This window comes from Actinomadura harenae (genome assembly GCF_003696215.1).
GTDB classification, from domain to species: Bacteria; Actinomycetota; Actinomycetes; order Streptosporangiales; family Streptosporangiaceae; genus Spirillospora; species Spirillospora harenae.
Map to the genome: position 1 here is coordinate 73,988 of NZ_RFFG01000009.1, position 16,396 is coordinate 90,383.

Sequence of the window (16,396 nt, forward strand, 5' to 3'; positions counted from 1 at the left end):
CCCTGAAACCCACTCCCGCGCCCGGCCCTCGCACGCCCCTCGCGCCCGGCCGGGCGGACCTCTCGCGCTCTGCCGCCCGGACCCTTCGGGGCCGGGCCCGGCGGACCTCTCAGACGCGGTCGGCGGCGGGCTTGGGGAAGGCGCGGTAGGCGACCACGGCGCACACCACCGCGAGGGGGAGCTCGGCGCCCGCCGCGAGCACCGCGGCGACGGCCCGGTCCGCCCCCGGGGCGGACGTCAGGACGTCGAACCAGGCGTCCATGAACAGCAGCGCGGCCGTCCCGGCGGCGGGCAGCGTCATCCGCGGGTCGCGGCGGACGGCCAGCAGGCCCGTGCCGATCAGGCCCAGCGCGAGCATCGCGTCCAGCCCGATCCAGGCCGCCGACCAGTTCGTCACGGCCGCGCCGGACGGCATCCGGAGCGCCAGGAACGCCATCCACGGCAGCAGCGCCAGCCCGGCCATCGCCAGGACGTGCCCCAGGCGCACCCGCCGCAGCGCCGCCAGCGCCCGCCGCCCGGCCGCCGGGACCTCGGCGGGCCGGACCACCACGACCGGGGACCCCACGTACTGCGCCTCGGACGGGCGCGGACCGGAGACGGGCGGCACCGGGACGATCGGAAGGGAGCCCGGCCGCGTGGAGAACGCGGTCCGACGGCCACGAGGGCGGGCGACCGGGCTGACGCCGACGACCATGACTGGGGTTTCCCTTCTGACGAACTCCGGTCTTCTCGACCTGCTCCAAGCCTGGCCGAACGGCGTCCGGAGATCAGTAACGACGTCATCCGAACCGGGGTGGTGTTAACACCACCCCGAGCCCGGCAAACCGCTGCATGGCGGGGAGAACGCCGCGGGCCGTACGGTCTGGGGCATGGTGTCCAGTTCCACGGCCCGGCGCGCCGTCACCCACGCGCCGTGGTCACAGGTGACCTGGCGGAATACCGTCTTCGTCGCCTCCGGGGTGCCCCTCCAGCTGGCCGGATGGGCGGTGGTCGCGCTGCCCTGGGTGGTGTGGTCCCCGTCGGACGTGATGCTCATCCTGCTCTGGCTGGCCCTCCCCGTCGTCGCCATCGCGGTCCTGGCGTCGCCGCTGGCGTCCGCGCACCGCGAGCGCTGCTGGGCGGTGCTCGGCGTGGACGTCCCGCCGCTGCCCCGCGACGAGAACGCGTCCCCCTGGGACGTGCTCCGCGACCTGCGCTCGCCCGAGCTGTGGCGGCTGATCCGCTACCACCTGGTGGTCGGGCCGCTGATCGCCCTGGCGGGGCTCACGACGGTCGCGGCCTGGCTCGGGGGCCTCGTCCTGACGACCGTGGGCGCCTACGCCTGGGCGCTGCCCGCCGACAGCCCGCTGTCGCTGACCGGGCACGCCATCCGCGTCGGGGCGCTCACCGCGTGCGGGGTGGTCGTGCTGTTCGTGACGCCGTACCTCGCGGCGGGCGTGGCGCGCTGGGACGTCGCGACGGTCCGGTCGCTGCTCGGTCCGGACGTGACCAAGGAACTGCGCAAGCGCGTCGAGGACCTCGCCGAGAAGCGCGCCGACGTCGTCGACGCCGCCGACCTCGAGCGCCGCCGCATCGAGCGCGACCTGCACGACGGCGTCCAGCAGCGGCTCGTGTCGCTCGCGATGAACCTCGGCCTGGCCCGCGAGACGCTCAGGGACCTGCCGCCCGAGGCGCTCCAGGTGATCGTCGAGGCGCACGAGGAGTCCAAGGAGATCCTCACCGACCTGCGCAACTTCATCCGCGGCCTGCACCCCGCCGTCCTGGAGGACCGGGGCCTGGACGCGGCGCTGTCCGGCATCGCGGCGCGGGTCCCGCTGCCCGTCCGGCTCGAGGTGGACGTCGCGCGCCGCGCGTCCTCCACGGTCGAGGCCGTCGCGTACTTCGTGGTGTCCGAGGCGCTCACGAACGTGGTCAAGCACGCGGGCGCGACGTCGGTGGACGTGGCGGTGCTGCGCCGCGGCGACGTGCTGCACGTGACGATCACCGACGACGGGAAGGGCGGCGCGTCCTTCGAGGCCGGGACCGGGCTGCGCGGGCTGGCCCGCCGCGTGAACTCCGTGGACGGTACCTTCCGCATCACCAGCCCCGAAGGGGGCCCCACCACCATCACCGTGGAGTTGCCGTGCGCATTGTGATCGCCGAGGACTCGGTCCTGCTGCGGGCCGGTCTCATCAAGCTGCTGGAGACCTCGGGCTTCGAGGTCCCGGCCGCGGTCGGCGAGGCGGACGGCCTGCTCGCCGCCGTCGCCGAGCACCGCCCGGACGCCGCGATCGTCGACGTCCGGATGCCGCCCGGCTTCACCGACGAGGGCGTCCGCGCCGCGCTGGTGCTCCGCCGGGAGTTCCCGGACGTGTCGGTCCTGCTGCTGTCCCAGTACGTCGAGGAGCGGTACGCGGCCGACCTGCTCGCCACCAACACCAGCGGCGTCGGCTACCTGCTCAAGGACCGGGTCGCGGACGTGTCGGGCTTCCTGGACGCCCTGCGCCGGGTCGCCGCCGGCGGCACCGCCCTGGACCCCGAGGTCGTCTCCCAGCTGCTGCTGCGCCGCAACACCGACCCGCTCGAACGGCTCACCCCGCGCGAACGCGAGGTGCTCTCGCTGATGGCGGAGGGCCGCTCGAACGGCGGCATCGCGGCCGCCCTGGTCGTGAGCGAGAGCGCGGTCGCCAAGCACATCAACAACATCTTCGCCAAGCTCGACCTCCCGCACGCCGAGGGCGACCACCGCCGGGTGCTCGCCGTACTGCGCTTCCTGGACGGAGACTCCACATGACCGTCACCGGCGAACCGCCGACCGCGACCCCGGACGCCCCGGACGCCCCGGGCCGTCCGCGCAGGCGCGGACCCTGGCTCGGGCTGGCGGCGCTCACCGCGCTGTGCGTCGCCGTCCCGACCGCCCTGGAGGTCGCGGGCGTGCAGCTCCAGCACACCGCCGAGACGTCCGAGGAGCTGCCGCAACACCCGATCCGGAAGGTCGAGGTGGACGCGACGTCGGCGTCCGTGACCGTCCAGGCGGGGACGTCCGAGGTGACCCGGCTGAGCCAGTCGCTGCACTGGGTCATGGCGAAGCCGAGGGTCCGGACCGAGTGGAACGGCGATACCTTGAAGCTCAAGGTGAGCTGCGGGGACGGCGGCCTCGGCACGTTCAACCTCTGCGACGCGGACGTGACGCTCAGCGTCCCGCGCGGCGTCGCCGTGCGCGGCCGGATGACGTCCGGGACCCTCTCCGTCCGCGGGACGAACGGCGGCGCGGACCTCCAGAACAACTCCGGGACGCTGGAGCTCGCCGACGTGTCCGGGCCCCTGCGCGCCTGGGTCTCCAGTGGTTCGGTCCGCGGCGAGCGGCTGTCCGCCGACACGGTGGACACCGCGTCCGGCTCGGGCTCGATCGAACTCGCCTTCGCCGTGGCCCCCACCCGCGTCGTCGCGCGCACCGGATCCGGCTCCGTCGAGATCGGCGTCCCCCGCGGGTCGCACTACGCGGTCAGCGGGAGCACCAACTCGGGATCCCGTGACATCGCGCAGGGAATCTCCGACGGGACCTCCGCGAACAGGCTCGATCTGTCGTCCGGTTCCGGCGCGGTCAGCGTCCACTACTGACCCCTCCGGAGCCGAGCCCGGCGGCCACTTCGGCGGGACGGCCGGAACACGTCCCACCACGTCCGCCGGGCGGCCGGTGCCACGTCCGGCGGACGGTCGATACCGAGTCCGCCGGGCGGCCGAAACCGAGTCCGCCGGGCGGTCGATATGTGACGGGTCATGTGACCTGGCGCACGTTTGCCCAGGTAGTCGGGCTAGGCCGATTTGCGCAGCGGGCGTCCGGCGGGTTTACTACGGGCTATGACCGCCGTACACCCGTGCCAGCCGCACCGTCCGCAGACCATGCGGGCCATGCGGGCCATGGCGTGTATGTGCGTGCGTCGAATGTGTGAGCGCTGAGGGCCCCCGCCGACCCTGTCTCGCGCCCCGAAGCGAGCGACCTCCGATGATCTCCGTGACCGGAAGCCGCACCTGCACATGATCTTCCAACGCCATCTGCTGAGCAACGCGCCGTACCCGCCCGGCCTCGCCTGAGCCGTATCCGCGCGTTCCCGGCAGTGAGCTTCTCCCGCGCCCCGTCGCTCTGACACCCCGTTTCCCGACGGGCCGTCCTGACGGACCGCGCACCGCTCACCGCACATCGCACCCCGTCATCGCGCAGGGCGGGCGCAGCCGCGCCCGCGCTCCGCATCCCCGACATCCCTGTCCCGTTCTGCCGACGCCCGGTCCGGGCGCGGTCGCCTGCACGGATATTTCCTGTGATCCAGATCGAGAAACTTCGAAAAACCTACCGGGGCCGAGGCCGCGAGCTCACCGCCGTCGACGGCGTCGACCTCAGCGTCCGCGAGGGCGAGATCTTCGGCGTCCTCGGCCGCTCCGGCGCGGGCAAGAGCACCCTGCTCCGCTGCGTCAACCTGCTGGAACGTCCCGACGAGGGACGGATCGAGGTGGCCGGCCGCGACCTGCTCGCCCTCTCCGGAGGCGAGCTGCGCGCGGCCCGGCAGGGCATCGGCATGATCCACCAGCACTTCGGCCTGCTGTCCAGCCGGACCGTCGCCGGGAACGTCGCGTTCCCGCTGGAGGTCATGGGCGTGCCGCGCGCCGAGCGCGCCGCCCGGGTGGACGAGCTGCTCGACCTCGTCGGCCTTACCGAGCACGCCGGGGCCTACCCCGCGCAGATCTCCGGCGGGCAGAAGCAGCGCGTCGGGATCGCCCGCGCGCTCGCCGGCCGCCCCAAGGTGCTGCTGTCGGACGAGGCGACCTCCGCGCTCGACCCCGAGACGACCGCGTCGATCCTCGCCCTGCTGCGCGACCTGCGCGACCGGCTCGGACTGACCGTCCTGCTCATCACGCACGAGATGGACGTGGTGAAGCGGATCTGCGACTCGGCCGCGATCATGCGCGACGGCCGGGTGGTCGAGTCCGGGACGGTCCGCGAGCTGCTGCTGCGGCCCGGCTCGGAACTGGCCCGGGACCTGTTCCCGCTGCCCGCCGCCGACGTCCGCCCCGGCACCACCGTCGTGGACGTGACGTTCGAGGGCGACGCCGCCGACCGTCCGTTCGTGTCGTCCCTCGCCCGCACCTACGCGATCGACGTGAACATCCTCGGCGGGGCGGTCGAGGAGGTCGGAGGCACCCGGATCGGGCGCCTGCGCATCGAGCTCCCCGGCGACCCCGACCTCAACGCCGCCCAGCTCGCGCACCTGCGCGAGGCGGGCCTGACCGTCGAGGTCCACCCGTCGCCCGGCACGGAGGTGGCGGCATGACCTGGGACGAGATCTGGCCACTGCTGCGGCAGGGCACCGTCGAGACCCTCCAGATGACGGTCTGGGCCACCATGATCACCGCCGTGGCCGGGGTGCTGCTCGGCCTCGCGCTGGTCGTCACCGACCGGCGCGGGCTGGCCCCGCTCCCGGCCGTCCACCACCTGCTCGGGCTGGTCGTGAACGTCGGCCGGTCCATCCCGTTCATCATCCTGCTGGTGGCGCTGCTGCCCCTCACCCGGGCGCTGGTCGGCACCACCATCGGCACCACCGCCGCGATCGTCCCGCTCGCGATCTCGGCCATCCCGTTCTACGCCCGGCTCGTGGAGACCTCGCTGCGCGAGGTCGACCCGGGCGTGGTCGACGCCGCCCACGCGATGGGCGCCTCCCGCGTCCAGATCGCCGGGAAGGTGCTGCTCCGGGAGGCCCGTCCGGGCCTGCTCGCGGGCCTCACCGTCACCTTCGTCGCGCTGATCGGCTACTCGGCGATGGCCGGGGCGATCGGCGGCGGCGGCCTCGGCGACATCGCCATCCGGTACGGCTACCAGCGCTTCGAGAACTCGGTGATGGTCGCGGTCGTCGCGGTGATCGTCGTGCTGGTCCAGATCGTGCAGCTGCTCGGCGACCGGCTCGTCCGGCGCCTGTCCCACCGATAGCCAAAGACCGGCCCCACAGAGCAACCCCACAGGCCAACCCGCAGTTCACACCCGTAGTTCACACCAGAAGGGGGCACTCTTCGTGCTTCGCAAGATCACCGCCACCGTGGCCGCCGCAGGACTGCTGTTCGGCCTCGCCGCCTGCGGCTCCGGCAAGGACAAGGACACCCTCGTCGTCGGCGCCACCTCCGTGCCGCACGCCGAGATCCTCGACTACGTCAAGACGAACCTGGCCGAGAAGGCGGGCCTCAAGCTCGAGGTCAAGGAGTTCAGCAACTACGAGCAGCTGAACCCCGCGCTGAAGGACGGCCAGCTCGACGCCAACTACTTCCAGCACAAGCCGTACCTGGACGAGTCGAACCAGAAGCTCGGCTCCAAGCTGGTGTTCGTCGCGGGCGTCCACCTCGAGCCGCTGGCCCTCTACTCCAAGAAGGTGCACCAGCTGTCCGAGCTGAAGCAGGGCGCGACCGTCGCCGTGCCGTCCGACCCGTCCAACGAGGCGCGGGCGCTGAAGCTGCTGGCCGCCAACCAGCTCATCACGCTGAAGCCGGGCTCCGAGGAGAAGGCCACGCCGAAGGACGTCGCGTCCAACCCCAAGGGCCTGAAGTTCAAGGAGACCGACGCCGCCGCGCTGCCGCGCCAGCTCGGTGACGTCGACGCCTCGGTGATCAACGGGAACTACGCGCTGGAGGCCAAGCTCGACCCGTCCAAGGACGCGCTCGCGACCGAGTCGGCTGAGGGCAACCCGTACGTGAACGGCCTGGTGACCACCCCCGAGAAGAAGGACGACGAGAAGATCAAGAAGCTCGTCGACCTGCTCCGCGGCCCGGAGGTCAAGAAGTTCATCCAGGACAAGTACCACGGCTCGGTGCTCCCCGCCTGATCCCGGTCTCCCGGCCGCGTGCGGCCCCCGGACGTCTCCGTCCGGGGGCCGCACGCATTCCGCGCGACGGCCGCGCGGACGACGGCGAGCGACGATCACACCGGGACGATTTCCCAAGCGGCCGGTATTCGCCGCGCGGGGTTGGTAGGACAGGTCCTTGACCTCCCCCCAGGAAAGGACCCCATGAGGATCTACGAGTACAGGACCGAGTTCGCCGGGCTGCCCGTGGCGGAGTTCAGCCCGTCCGCCGACCCGTCGAAGGAGGCCCTGGCGTCGCCGGCGTCGTACGCGTGGGCCGTCCGCACCGGATACGACGAGGACGCCTTCGGCGACGTCTGGGCGCGGTTCCTGAAGACCGTGGACACCAGCGGGATCACCGCGCTGGTCATCGGCTACTGGGGCATCTACGAGGACAAGACCGACGTGCCCCGGTTGCTGTCCGACGCGGCGGCCGCCCTCCCGGCACTCCGCGCGCTGTTCCTCGGCGACATCCAGGCTGAGGAGGCGGAGATCTCCTGGATCCAGCACAGCGACACGACCCCGGTCTTCACGGCGTTCCCGGCGCTGGAGCGGGTCGAGGTCCGGGGCGCGTCCGGCCTGTCGTTCGAGCCGGTCAGGAGCGAGGCGCTGCGCCTGCTGCGGTTCGAGTCCGGCGGGCTGCCGTCCTCGGTCGTCCGGACCGTCGGCCAGAGCGCGCTCCCCAACCTGGAGCACCTCGACCTGTGGCTCGGCGACGGGGACTACGGCGGCGACGCGACCGTGGACGACCTCGCGCCGTTCCTCTCCGGAGAAGCCCTGCCCAAGCTGCGTCACCTCGGGCTCGAGGACTCCGACATCCAGGACGCGGTCGCCGCCGCGCTCGCGGGAGCCCCCGTCGTGGCCCGCCTGGAGTCGCTGAGCCTGGCCATGGGCACGCTGACCGACACGGGCGCCGAAGCGCTGCTCTCAGGCCAGCCTCTCGGCCACCTGAAGAAGCTCGACCTGCGCCACCACTACCTCTCGGACATGATGGCCGAACGCGTCCGCACGGCCCTCCCCGGCGTCGAGATCGACCTGGACGGGCAGCAGGAGCTGGACGAGGACGGCGGGCTCTACGTCGAGGTCTCGGAGTGACGCACGCCTCCCTGCCCCTTCTCCTCGTCGCCGGGTGTTCGCCCGAGCGGACGGCGTTTGTCGGGCGGTCCTGGTAGGACATGTCCCGACAATGATCTGGAAGGGACCCCGATGACGATCCACGAACACCTCAGCGAGTACGCCGGTCTCCGCGTGGCGACCTTCGGCCCGGAGGACAAGCCGCCCGCCGACGCGTTCACCTCGCCGTCGTCGTACGCGTGGGCCGTCCGCACCGAGTTCGACGAGGAGCCCTTCGAGGAGGTCTGGGCGCGGTTCCGCGAGCAGGTCGACACCAGCGCGATCACCGCGCTGATCATCGGTTTCTGGGGCGCGCCCTACGGCGACAGCGACACCGACGTGGGCGCGCTGCTCGCCGAGGCCGCCCCGTCCTTCCCGGCGCTGCGGTCGCTGTTCATCGGCGACATCATCATGGAGGAGTCCGAGATCTCCTGGATCCAGCCCGGCGACGTCACGCCCGTGCTGAAGGCGTTCCCCGGCCTGGAGCGCTTCGAGGTCCGCGGGTCGGAGGAGGTCGTCCTCGAACCGGTCGAGCACCACGGCCTGCGGACGCTCCGGTTCGAGTCGGGCGGGCTCCCGGCCGGGGTCGCCCGGTCCGTCGGGGCCAGTGACCTGCCGAATCTCGAGCACCTGGACCTCTGGCTCGGCACCGGGGACTACGGCGGCGACACGTCCCCGGACGACCTCGCGGCCCTGCTGTCCGGCGAGCGCCTCCCCGCCCTCCGCCACCTCGGCCTCCAGGACTCCGAGATCGAGGACCAGGTCGCCGCCGCCGTCGCGGGCGCGGCCGTCGTCGCCCAACTGGAGACGCTCGCCCTCGGCATGGGCGTCCTCACCGACGTGGGCGCCGAGTCGCTGCTGTCCGGTCAGCCGCTCACCCACCTGAAGAGGCTCGACCTGAGTCACCACTTCCTCTCCGACGCCATGATGGAGCGCGTCCGCACCTCCCTGGACGGCGTCGAGGTCGACCTGGACGACCAGAACACGCCGTCCAACGGCGAGTGGTTCTTCGTCGAGATCTCGGAGTGACGCGGTGACCATCCGCGCGCGCCTGGACGAGTACGCGGGGCTGCCCGTCCACGCCTTCGCCACCTCCCCGGACCCCGGCTCCGGCCCGCTGCCCGACGCCGCCGCCGTCGCATGGCGGGTCGCCGTCGACGGCCCGCTCTCGTGGCGCGACTCGCTCCACGCGCTGCTCGACTCCGTCGACGCCGACCGCGTCGAGGCGCTCGTCGTCGGCTACTACAGCGGTGACGACCTCGGCGAGGACTACCCGGGGAACGTCCTGGCCGGGGTCGCCGACCGCCTTCCCGCGCTCCGCTCGCTGTTTCTCGCCGAGATGCCGCTGGAGGAGATGGAGATCTCCTGGATCATCCACGAGAGCCTCGACCCGCTGCTGAGGGCGTTCCCGAGGCTCGAGCGGCTGGACGTCCGGGGCCACCAGGAGCTCGAGCTCGGGCCCATCGCGAGCGAGTCGCTCCGGACTCTGCGCTTCGAGACGGGCGGGTTGCCCGCCGAGATCGTCCGGGCCGTCGCGGCCAGTGACCTGCCGAATCTCGAGCACCTGGACTTCTGGCTCGGCGTGGAGGGATACGGCTGTGACGTCGTTCTCGGCGACCTCGCCCCGTTCCTGTCCGGCGAGCGCTTCCCCGCGCTCCGCCACCTCGGCCTCGCGAACTCGGAGTTCCAGGACGAGATCGCCGCGGCGGTCGCCGGAGCGCCCGTCCTCGCCCGGCTCGAATCGCTGGACCTGTCCATGGGCGTCCTCACCGACGCGGGCGCCGAGGCCCTGCTGTCCGGTCAGCCGCTCACCCACCTGAGGTCGCTCGACCTGCACCGCAACTCCCTGTCGGACGAGATGGCGCGGCGTGTCCTCGACACCCTCCCCGGCGTCCAGGTCGACCTGAGCGAACGCCGGGACCGTGAGGACCTCTACGTCGCGGTCTCGGAATGAGCGTGTCCTTCACCGTCGTCGGGTTCCCGGGGGACCGGCGGGTCACGCTGTTCGCGGACGCCTGCCGGGCCGCCGGGCTCGCCGAGCCGCGGGTCGTCGGCTGGCCGGACGTCCTGCGCGGCACGTTCGCGCTGCCCGCCGGGGTCCCGGTCCGGATCGACTCGCCCGGCGAGGATCCGGAGGCCGACGCCCTGCTGCGCGGCCCCGTCGCCGCGACCCGGACCGGCGGCGGCGCCCGCTGGTACGCCGGGTTCGTCGAAGGGCTGGGCCGGATCGCGGACGCCGCGCGCGCCGCGGGCGCCCCGCTCCTGAACGACCCGGACGAGATCGCCGTCATGTTCGACAAGCGGCTCTGCCACGCCCGGCTGTCCGCCGCAGGCGTGCCGGTGCCGCCCGCGCTGACCGGCGTCGACGGCTACGCCGCGCTCCGCGCCCGCATGGCGGAGGCGGGCATGCGCCGCGTCTTCGTGAAGCCCGCGCACGGCTCGTCCGCGTCCGGCGTCATCGCCCTCGAGGTCGCCCCGGACGCGAGGGCCGGCGCGGGGGCGGGGGCGGGGGCCGGAGAGCGGATCAAGGCGGTGACGTCGGCGGTGCGGCGCGAGGACGGGTTCCACAACTCGCTGCGCGTCCAGACGTACCGGACTGCGGAGGAGGTCGCCGCGCTCGTCGACGCCCTCGCCCCGGACGGTCTGCACGTCGAGCGCTGGATGCCGAAGGCGGGCCTCTCCGGGCGCGTCCTGGACCTGCGGGTCGTCGTGGTCGGGGGCGTCCCGACGCACGCGGTCGTCCGCACCAGCACCGCGCCGATGACGAACCTGCACCTGGGCGGGCGGCGCGGTGATCTCGGCGCCGTCCGGGCCGCGCTCGGGGAGGACGGCTGGCGCGAGGCGATGGACGTCTGCGCGCGGGCCGCCGCGTGCTTCCCCCGCAGCCTCATGGTCGGCGTCGACCTGCTCGTCGGCATCGGCTGGCGGCGGTTCGCGGTCGGCGAGGTGAACGCGTTCGGCGACCTGCTGCCGGGTCTTCCCGGCCTCCCGGACGGACCGGCCGCGGGCGTGGACGCCTACACTGCCCAGGTCAGAGCCGCAATGTCTGCCTTGTCGGGATCCACATGCGCGACATGAACGAGGTCGTCGGCACCCACGACGTGGTGCTGGTGACCCTCGACACCCTCCGCCTCGACGTCGCCGAGGAGCTCCTCGACGCGGGGGAGACGCCGAACCTCGGCGCCGTCCTGCCCGGCGGACGCTGGGAACGCCGCCACACCCCCGGCAGCTTCACCTACGCCGCGCACGTCGCAATGCTCGCCGGGTTCCTGCCGACGCCCGCCGAGCCCGGCCCGCATCCGCGCCTGTTCGCCGCCGCGTTCCCCGGCAGCGAGACCACGGCCCCCGGCACCTGGACGTTCGCCGCCGCCGACCTCCCGACCGGCCTCGCCCAGGCCGGTTACCACACGGTGTGCGTCGGCGGCGTCGGCTTCTTCAACAAGCAGACGGCCCTCGGCTCGGCGCTGCCGTCGCTGTTCGCGGAGAGCCACTGGCAGCCGTCCTTCGGCGTCACCGCCCCGGCGTCCCTCGACCACCAGATCGCCCGCGTCGAGACGTCGATCAGCGCCCTTGACCCGGAGAAGCGGCTGTTCCTGCTGCTCAACGTGTCCGCGCTGCACCAGCCCAACTGGTTCCACCTGGACGGTGCGACCCGCGAGTCCGGCGACACCCGGGCCAGCCACGCCGCCGCGCTGCGGTACGTGGACGCCCGCCTGCCCCGGCTCCTCGCCGCGCTCCGCCGTCCCACCCTCGTGATCCTCTGCTCCGACCACGGCACCGCCTACGGCGAGGACGGCCACGTCGGGCACCGCATCGGCCACGAGGTCGTCTGGACCGTCCCCTACGGAGAGTTCGTTCATTCATGACCAGCCCGTACCAGGGATACGTGTACGCCTACCCCCACAAGACCGCCTACCGGCCGCTCGACCCCGCGCCGTCGCTGCGGTCGGTGTGGGCGGACGAGGACAAGAGCGCGCTCTTCCTCTACCTGCACATCCCGTTCTGCGAGATGCGCTGCGGCTTCTGCAACCTGTTCACCCGCACCGGCGCGTCCGAGGACCTCACGGACGCCTACCTGTCGGCCCTCGAACGCCAGGCGTCCGCCGTGTCGGACGCGCTGGGCGGCGCGTCCTTCGCGACGGCCGCGTTCGGCGGCGGCACCCCGACCTACCTGACCGCCGCCGAACTCGACCGGCTGTGCGACATCGCGTCCACCCTCGCCCCGCTCGGCGAGGTGCCGCTGGGCGTCGAGACGTCCCCGGCGACCGCGACCCCCGACCGGCTGCGCGTCCTGCGCGACCGCGGCACGACCCGGATCTCGATCGGCGTCCAGAGCTTCGTCGACGCCGAGGCGCGCGCCGCCGTCCGCCCGCAGAAGCGCGCCGAGGTGGACGCGGCTCTCGACGCGATCAGGGACGCCCGCATCCCCGTCCTCAACCTCGACCTGATCTACGGAATCGCAGGTCAGACGGCCGAGAGCTGGCGCTACTCGCTCGACACGGCGCTGCGCTGGAAGCCCGAGGAGATCTACCTCTACCCGCTCTACACACGTCCGCTGACCGGTCTGTTCCGGCTCGGCCGCGACTGGGACGACCACCGGCTCGCCCTCTACCGGCAGGGCCGCGACCACCTGCTCGCCGCCGGATACGAGCAGGTCTCCATGCGCATGTTCCGCCTCCCGGACACCTCCGCCGGAGGCACCGAGTACTGCTGCCAGACCGACGGCATGGTCGGCCTCGGCTGCGGAGCCCGCTCCTACACCTCCGACCTGCACTACTCGTTCGAGTACGCGGTCGGCGCGACCGAGGTCCGCGCGATCATCGACGACTACGTCCGCGCGGACTCCTTCGCGACCGCCCGCGTCGGCTTCCGCCTGGACGACGCCGAACGCCGGCGCCGCCACCTCGTCCAGTCCCTGCTCCAGGCGTCCGGACTCGACCGCGCCGCCTACCGCGCCCGCTTCGGAACCGACCCCATGGACGACTTCCCGGACGACCTCAAGGGTTTCGCCGACCAGGACTGGCTGGACGTCCGCCCCGACCTGCTGAGACTCACGCCCGAGGGCCTCGCCCACTCGGACGCCGTCGGCCCGGCCCTCTTCTCCGGCCGCGTCCGCGCCCTCATGGACGCCTACGAGGCCCACTGATGCCCCCCGTCCCCCTCCCCGACCCCGCCGTCCTCCCGAGGCCCGCCCCCATCGCACCGGACGGCCACCTGACGATCCTGTACCGGGGACCGCTGGCGAGCTGCGACTACGACTGCCCATACTGCCCGTTCGCCAAGCGCCGCGACGACCCCGGGCGGCTCCGCGCCGACCGGGCCGCCCTGGATCGCTTCACCGCGTGGGTCGCGGCCCAGGACCACCCGGTGTCCGTGCTGTTCACGCCGTGGGGCGAGGGGGTCGTCCGGTCCTGGTACCGGCGGGCGCTCGTCGAGCTGAGCCACCTCCCGCACGTCCGGCGCGTCGCGATCCAGACGAACCTCAGCCACCGGACGAGCTGGACGTCCGACGCCGACCCGGCCCGGCTCGCGCTCTGGGCCACCTTCCACCCCGGCCAGGTCCCCTACGAGCGGTTCCTCGGCAAGGCCCGTGACCTGGTCGAACGCGGCATCCGCTACTCGGTCGGCATCGTCGGGCAGCCCGAGCACCTCGAGGACGCCCGCCGCCTGCGCGCCGACCTGCCCGCCCACGTCTACCTGTGGGTGAACGCCGCCGAGGGACGCTCCTACACCGACGCCGAGGCCGCCGACTGGACGGCGCTCGACCCGCTGTTCGGTCACAGCCGCGACCCGCATCCCAGCCTCGGCCGCGCCTGCCGAACCGGTGACGATGTCATCTCCGTGGACGGCGACGGAACCGTCCGCCGCTGCCACTTCGTCCCGGCCGTCCTGGGCAACCTCTACGACGGGACGTTCCGCGCCGGCCTCCGCCCCCGTCCCTGCCCCCTGGACGTCTGCGACTGCCACATCGGCTACGTCCACCTCGAACCGCTCGGCCTCTACGACGTCTTCGCCGGAGGAATCCTGGAGCGCATCCCGAACCTGGCCTAGAACCCGTCGCCACGGCCGTCCGGCGTGAACCCGTTCGGACGGCCGTGGCAAGACACTCCCGGAAAGATCGTCTTCTGGGAGGCCCCATGACCGTCCAGCGTGTGCTCGCCGTGGTCTCCGTCGTCTGCGCGACCCTCGCGGTGTCCGGGAGCCTGGGCGCGTACGGGTACTACTACGACCTCCAGTCGAGCATCCACCACGAGGATCCCGACGCGATGCTCGGCAAGGACCGGCCGAAGAAGCTCAACAAGTCGGTCAACCTCCTGCTCATCGGCTCCGACTCACGCGCCAAGGGCAACGCCAGGTACGGCCGCGGCCACGCGAACGAGGCGCCGAAGGCCGACACCGTGATCCTCGTGCACCTCGCGGCGGGCGGCGGACGCGGCTACGGCGTCAGCCTCCCGCGCGACCTGATGGTGCCGATCCCGTCCTGCCCGGTGAAGAACGGCCCGCCGACGCCGCCGCTCGCCCTCGCCATGTTCAACTCGGCGTTCGGGCGCGGCGGCGCGACCTGCACGATCAGGACGGTCGAGAAGTTCACCGGCGTCCATGTCGACCATTTCGTCGAGGTGGACTTCACCGGCTTCAAGGGCCTCACCGAGGCGGTCGGCGGCGTCCCGGTCTGCCTGCCCAAAGCCGTCCACGACCGGCGTTCGGGCCTGAACCTGCCCAAGGGGAGGAGCGTCGTGAAGGGCGAGACCGCGCTGGAGTTCATCCGCGCCCGCTACTCCCTCGGGGACGGCACCGACACCCAGCGCATGAAGCGGCAGCAGCAGTTCATGGCCTCGTTCGCGCACCAGGCGATGACCTCGGGCATGCTCGCGAGCCCGTCACGCCTGAACAAACTGCTGACCTCGGGAGCCCGGTCGATGACGACCGACCGCGCGCTCAGCCTGTCGGAGATGCTGCGGCTCGCCCAGGGCATGCGCGGCATGACGGAGGGCTCCCTGAAGTTCACGACCCTGCCCTCGAGCCCCTGGATCCGGAACCGGAACCGGGTCGCGATGACGCCGGCCGCCGCGCCCTTCCTGGCCGCCGTCCGCGAGGACCGCGACCCCATGGCGACGCTCAAGCCCCGCCCGCCGAAGCGGCGGTCCACCGGAACCCGGCGGCCCCCGCAGGCCCAGCAGGCTCCGCAGGGCGACGAGATCCGCGCCAGCGACGACATCTGCCGCAAGACCTGGGGCTGATCGGGGCCGATCTGCGCTGATCGGGGCTGATCTGCGCTGATTCCTGGGGCTGATCTCGCGGGCATCGATCCGGCCCGGAGCGTCGTGCCCGCCGGTCAGGTCTGCTTGAGCGGGTTGTAGTCGGCGGCCTCCACACCGAACGTCCAGGCCACGCCCTCGCGCGCGGTCCGGGTGGACGGCGGGACGCGCAGGAAGTACTGCCGGTAGGTGCCGTCCGGCTCCGGCGTCGAGTTGACCACCTCGACCATCACCACGTCCTCGTCGCCCCAGAGGGCGATGCGCCACAGGATGCCCGTCTCGTCCTGGTGGACGGGCTTGGCGCCGGTCTCGGCGAGGTACCGGTCGTAGCCGAAGATCTCCAGCATGACCCGGCGCAGCTCGGCGTTCGACTCGCGGTCGATCTGCTCGCGGGTCAGGCCGGTGAGCGACGCGACGAAGTCGGCCGGGATCGGCATGCCGCGCCACGCGTGCAGCGCGAGGCCGTCGGGGAAGGCCAGCGCGGGGCCGTCGCCCCGGTGCAGGCGGCCCGGCTCGTCCCGGTGCAGTTCGGACGGCCGCGGGGCGATGATCACGAGCCGCTCGTACGGCCACCACCAGCCCGCGTTCCGCGCCACCTCCGCGAGCCCGGCCGGCAGCGTGCCGAGCGCGTCGAACTGGGCCAGCCACGCGGCGTCGTGCTGACCGAGAACGGCGTCGAGCGTCGCCGCCCGCAGCACCGCCTCGGCGCGCGAGCCCTCCTCACCGGCCAGATCGCCGATCGCCTGCCGGACGCGGATCACGATCTGCTGCACCCGGTCCCACAGGGGCGCGGCCGTGCGCGCCCAGGACGGCGCCCACTCCTGGGGCCCGAGCCGCTCGTACGCGGCGGCGCGCGCCGCCTCCCACGGGCGCGTCCGGACGGCGTCGCGCACGCTCGCGCCCGCGTCGGACGGCACGTCCGGAACGTCCAGCCCGGCCGCGCGCAGCACGTCGGCGCGCCCGGCGAGGACGGCGGCGGCGAGCGCGCCCTGCGCCGGCGACTCCACCCACAGGAACCGTTCCGGCGCGTCGAGCCCGGCGGCGGTGTAGGCGGCGGTGACACCCGCCTCGGCCCGAGCCCGGTCGCCCGGCCCGGTGGCGAACGCCGCCGTCTCCCAGGACAGCATCAGGTTCGCGTGGTCCAACTCGTTCACGGTTCTCCAA

At 72.9% G+C, this 16,396-nt stretch carries 16 protein-coding genes; 14 read left to right on the forward strand and 2 right to left on the reverse strand.

Annotation, left to right across the window (positions count from 1 at the left end; translation table 11 throughout):
• Positions 1-109: 109 nt before the first annotated feature.
• Positions 110-607, reverse strand: a complete 498-nt coding sequence (locus tag EBO15_RS07225; protein WP_147481410.1) for a hypothetical protein — start codon at positions 605-607, stop codon at positions 110-112.
• Positions 608-869: 262 nt separating this feature from the next.
• Between EBO15_RS07225 and EBO15_RS07230 the strand changes: the two genes are divergently transcribed.
• From EBO15_RS07230 to EBO15_RS07295, 14 genes are all read left to right on the forward strand, one after another.
• Positions 870-2,135, forward strand: a complete 1,266-nt coding sequence (locus EBO15_RS07230) for a sensor histidine kinase (RefSeq protein ID WP_122193531.1) — start codon at positions 870-872, stop codon at positions 2,133-2,135.
• Positions 2,123-2,773: a LuxR C-terminal-related transcriptional regulator gene (locus tag EBO15_RS07235; protein WP_122193532.1), complete on the forward strand. Its 651-nt coding sequence runs from the start codon at positions 2,123-2,125 to the stop codon at positions 2,771-2,773. The genes EBO15_RS07230 and EBO15_RS07235 overlap by 13 nt, the downstream gene beginning before the upstream one ends.
• Positions 2,770-3,600 (forward strand): DUF4097 family beta strand repeat-containing protein, encoded by an 831-nt coding sequence (locus EBO15_RS07240; protein ID WP_122193533.1) that lies wholly within the window; start codon positions 2,770-2,772, stop codon positions 3,598-3,600. Before EBO15_RS07235 ends, EBO15_RS07240 begins: the two co-directional genes overlap by 4 nt.
• A gap of 698 nt (positions 3,601-4,298) precedes the next feature.
• The gene (locus EBO15_RS07245; protein ID WP_122193534.1) at positions 4,299-5,306 is read left to right on the forward strand and encodes a methionine ABC transporter ATP-binding protein; all 1,008 of its coding nucleotides are present in this window, start codon (positions 4,299-4,301) and stop codon (positions 5,304-5,306) included.
• Positions 5,303-5,959, forward strand: a complete 657-nt coding sequence (locus tag EBO15_RS07250; protein WP_122193535.1) for a methionine ABC transporter permease — start codon at positions 5,303-5,305, stop codon at positions 5,957-5,959. Before EBO15_RS07245 ends, EBO15_RS07250 begins: the two co-directional genes overlap by 4 nt.
• An 82-nt stretch (positions 5,960-6,041) precedes the next feature.
• Complete coding sequence (locus tag EBO15_RS07255; protein WP_122193536.1) at positions 6,042-6,842, forward strand: MetQ/NlpA family ABC transporter substrate-binding protein; 801 nt, start codon at positions 6,042-6,044, stop codon at positions 6,840-6,842.
• A gap of 183 nt (positions 6,843-7,025) precedes the next feature.
• Positions 7,026-7,955, forward strand: a complete 930-nt coding sequence (locus EBO15_RS07260; protein WP_122193537.1) for an STM4015 family protein — start codon at positions 7,026-7,028, stop codon at positions 7,953-7,955.
• Positions 7,956-8,066: 111 nt separating this feature from the next.
• The gene (locus EBO15_RS07265) at positions 8,067-9,002 is read left to right on the forward strand and encodes an STM4015 family protein (protein WP_122193538.1); all 936 of its coding nucleotides are present in this window, start codon (positions 8,067-8,069) and stop codon (positions 9,000-9,002) included.
• 4 nt (positions 9,003-9,006) lie between these two features.
• Positions 9,007-9,927, forward strand: coding sequence for an STM4015 family protein (locus tag EBO15_RS07270; RefSeq protein WP_122193539.1), 921 nt, complete (start codon positions 9,007-9,009; stop codon positions 9,925-9,927).
• A complete protein-coding gene (locus tag EBO15_RS07275) occupies positions 9,924-11,051 on the forward strand; it encodes an STM4014 family protein (protein WP_199744375.1) in 1,128 nt (375 codons plus the stop codon). Before EBO15_RS07270 ends, EBO15_RS07275 begins: the two co-directional genes overlap by 4 nt.
• Positions 11,039-11,839 carry an STM4013/SEN3800 family hydrolase gene (locus EBO15_RS07280; RefSeq protein WP_233616032.1) on the forward strand — a complete coding sequence of 267 codons (801 nt, stop codon included), beginning with the start codon at positions 11,039-11,041 and terminating at the stop codon, positions 11,837-11,839. The genes EBO15_RS07275 and EBO15_RS07280 overlap by 13 nt, the downstream gene beginning before the upstream one ends.
• Positions 11,836-13,119, forward strand: a complete 1,284-nt coding sequence (locus EBO15_RS07285; RefSeq protein WP_122193541.1) for an STM4012 family radical SAM protein — start codon at positions 11,836-11,838, stop codon at positions 13,117-13,119. Before EBO15_RS07280 ends, EBO15_RS07285 begins: the two co-directional genes overlap by 4 nt.
• Positions 13,119-14,024, forward strand: coding sequence for an STM4011 family radical SAM protein (locus EBO15_RS07290; RefSeq protein ID WP_199744376.1), 906 nt, complete (start codon positions 13,119-13,121; stop codon positions 14,022-14,024). Before EBO15_RS07285 ends, EBO15_RS07290 begins: the two co-directional genes overlap by 1 nt.
• Before the next feature lie 86 nt (positions 14,025-14,110).
• A complete protein-coding gene (locus tag EBO15_RS07295; RefSeq protein WP_122193542.1) occupies positions 14,111-15,214 on the forward strand; it encodes an LCP family protein in 1,104 nt (367 codons plus the stop codon).
• Between the two features lie 95 nt (positions 15,215-15,309).
• Here EBO15_RS07295 and EBO15_RS07300 read toward each other — a convergent pair whose 3' ends face one another.
• Positions 15,310-16,386 carry a DUF6745 domain-containing protein gene (locus EBO15_RS07300; protein WP_233616033.1) on the reverse strand — a complete coding sequence of 359 codons (1,077 nt, stop codon included), beginning with the start codon at positions 16,384-16,386 and terminating at the stop codon, positions 15,310-15,312.
• Positions 16,387-16,396: the final 10 nt, after the last annotated feature.

What these genes read in the sequence shown, in the direction of transcription:
- EBO15_RS07230 (WP_122193531.1), top strand. Translation starts at nt 870, where the DNA reads ATGGTGTCCAGTTCCACGGCCCGGCGCGCCGTCACCCACGCGCCGTGG.
- EBO15_RS07240 (WP_122193533.1), top strand. Translation starts at nt 2,770, where the DNA reads ATGACCGTCACCGGCGAACCGCCGACCGCGACCCCGGACGCCCCGGAC.
- EBO15_RS07250 (WP_122193535.1), top strand. Translation starts at nt 5,303, where the DNA reads ATGACCTGGGACGAGATCTGGCCACTGCTGCGGCAGGGCACCGTCGAG.
- EBO15_RS07260 (WP_122193537.1), top strand. Translation starts at nt 7,026, where the DNA reads ATGAGGATCTACGAGTACAGGACCGAGTTCGCCGGGCTGCCCGTGGCG.
- EBO15_RS07265 (WP_122193538.1), top strand. Translation starts at nt 8,067, where the DNA reads ATGACGATCCACGAACACCTCAGCGAGTACGCCGGTCTCCGCGTGGCG.
- EBO15_RS07275 (WP_199744375.1), top strand. Translation starts at nt 9,924, where the DNA reads ATGAGCGTGTCCTTCACCGTCGTCGGGTTCCCGGGGGACCGGCGGGTC.
- EBO15_RS07280 (WP_233616032.1), top strand. Translation starts at nt 11,039, where the DNA reads ATGCGCGACATGAACGAGGTCGTCGGCACCCACGACGTGGTGCTGGTG.
- EBO15_RS07285 (WP_122193541.1), top strand. Translation starts at nt 11,836, where the DNA reads ATGACCAGCCCGTACCAGGGATACGTGTACGCCTACCCCCACAAGACC.
- EBO15_RS07290 (WP_199744376.1), top strand. Translation starts at nt 13,119, where the DNA reads ATGCCCCCCGTCCCCCTCCCCGACCCCGCCGTCCTCCCGAGGCCCGCC.
- EBO15_RS07295 (WP_122193542.1), top strand. Translation starts at nt 14,111, where the DNA reads ATGACCGTCCAGCGTGTGCTCGCCGTGGTCTCCGTCGTCTGCGCGACC.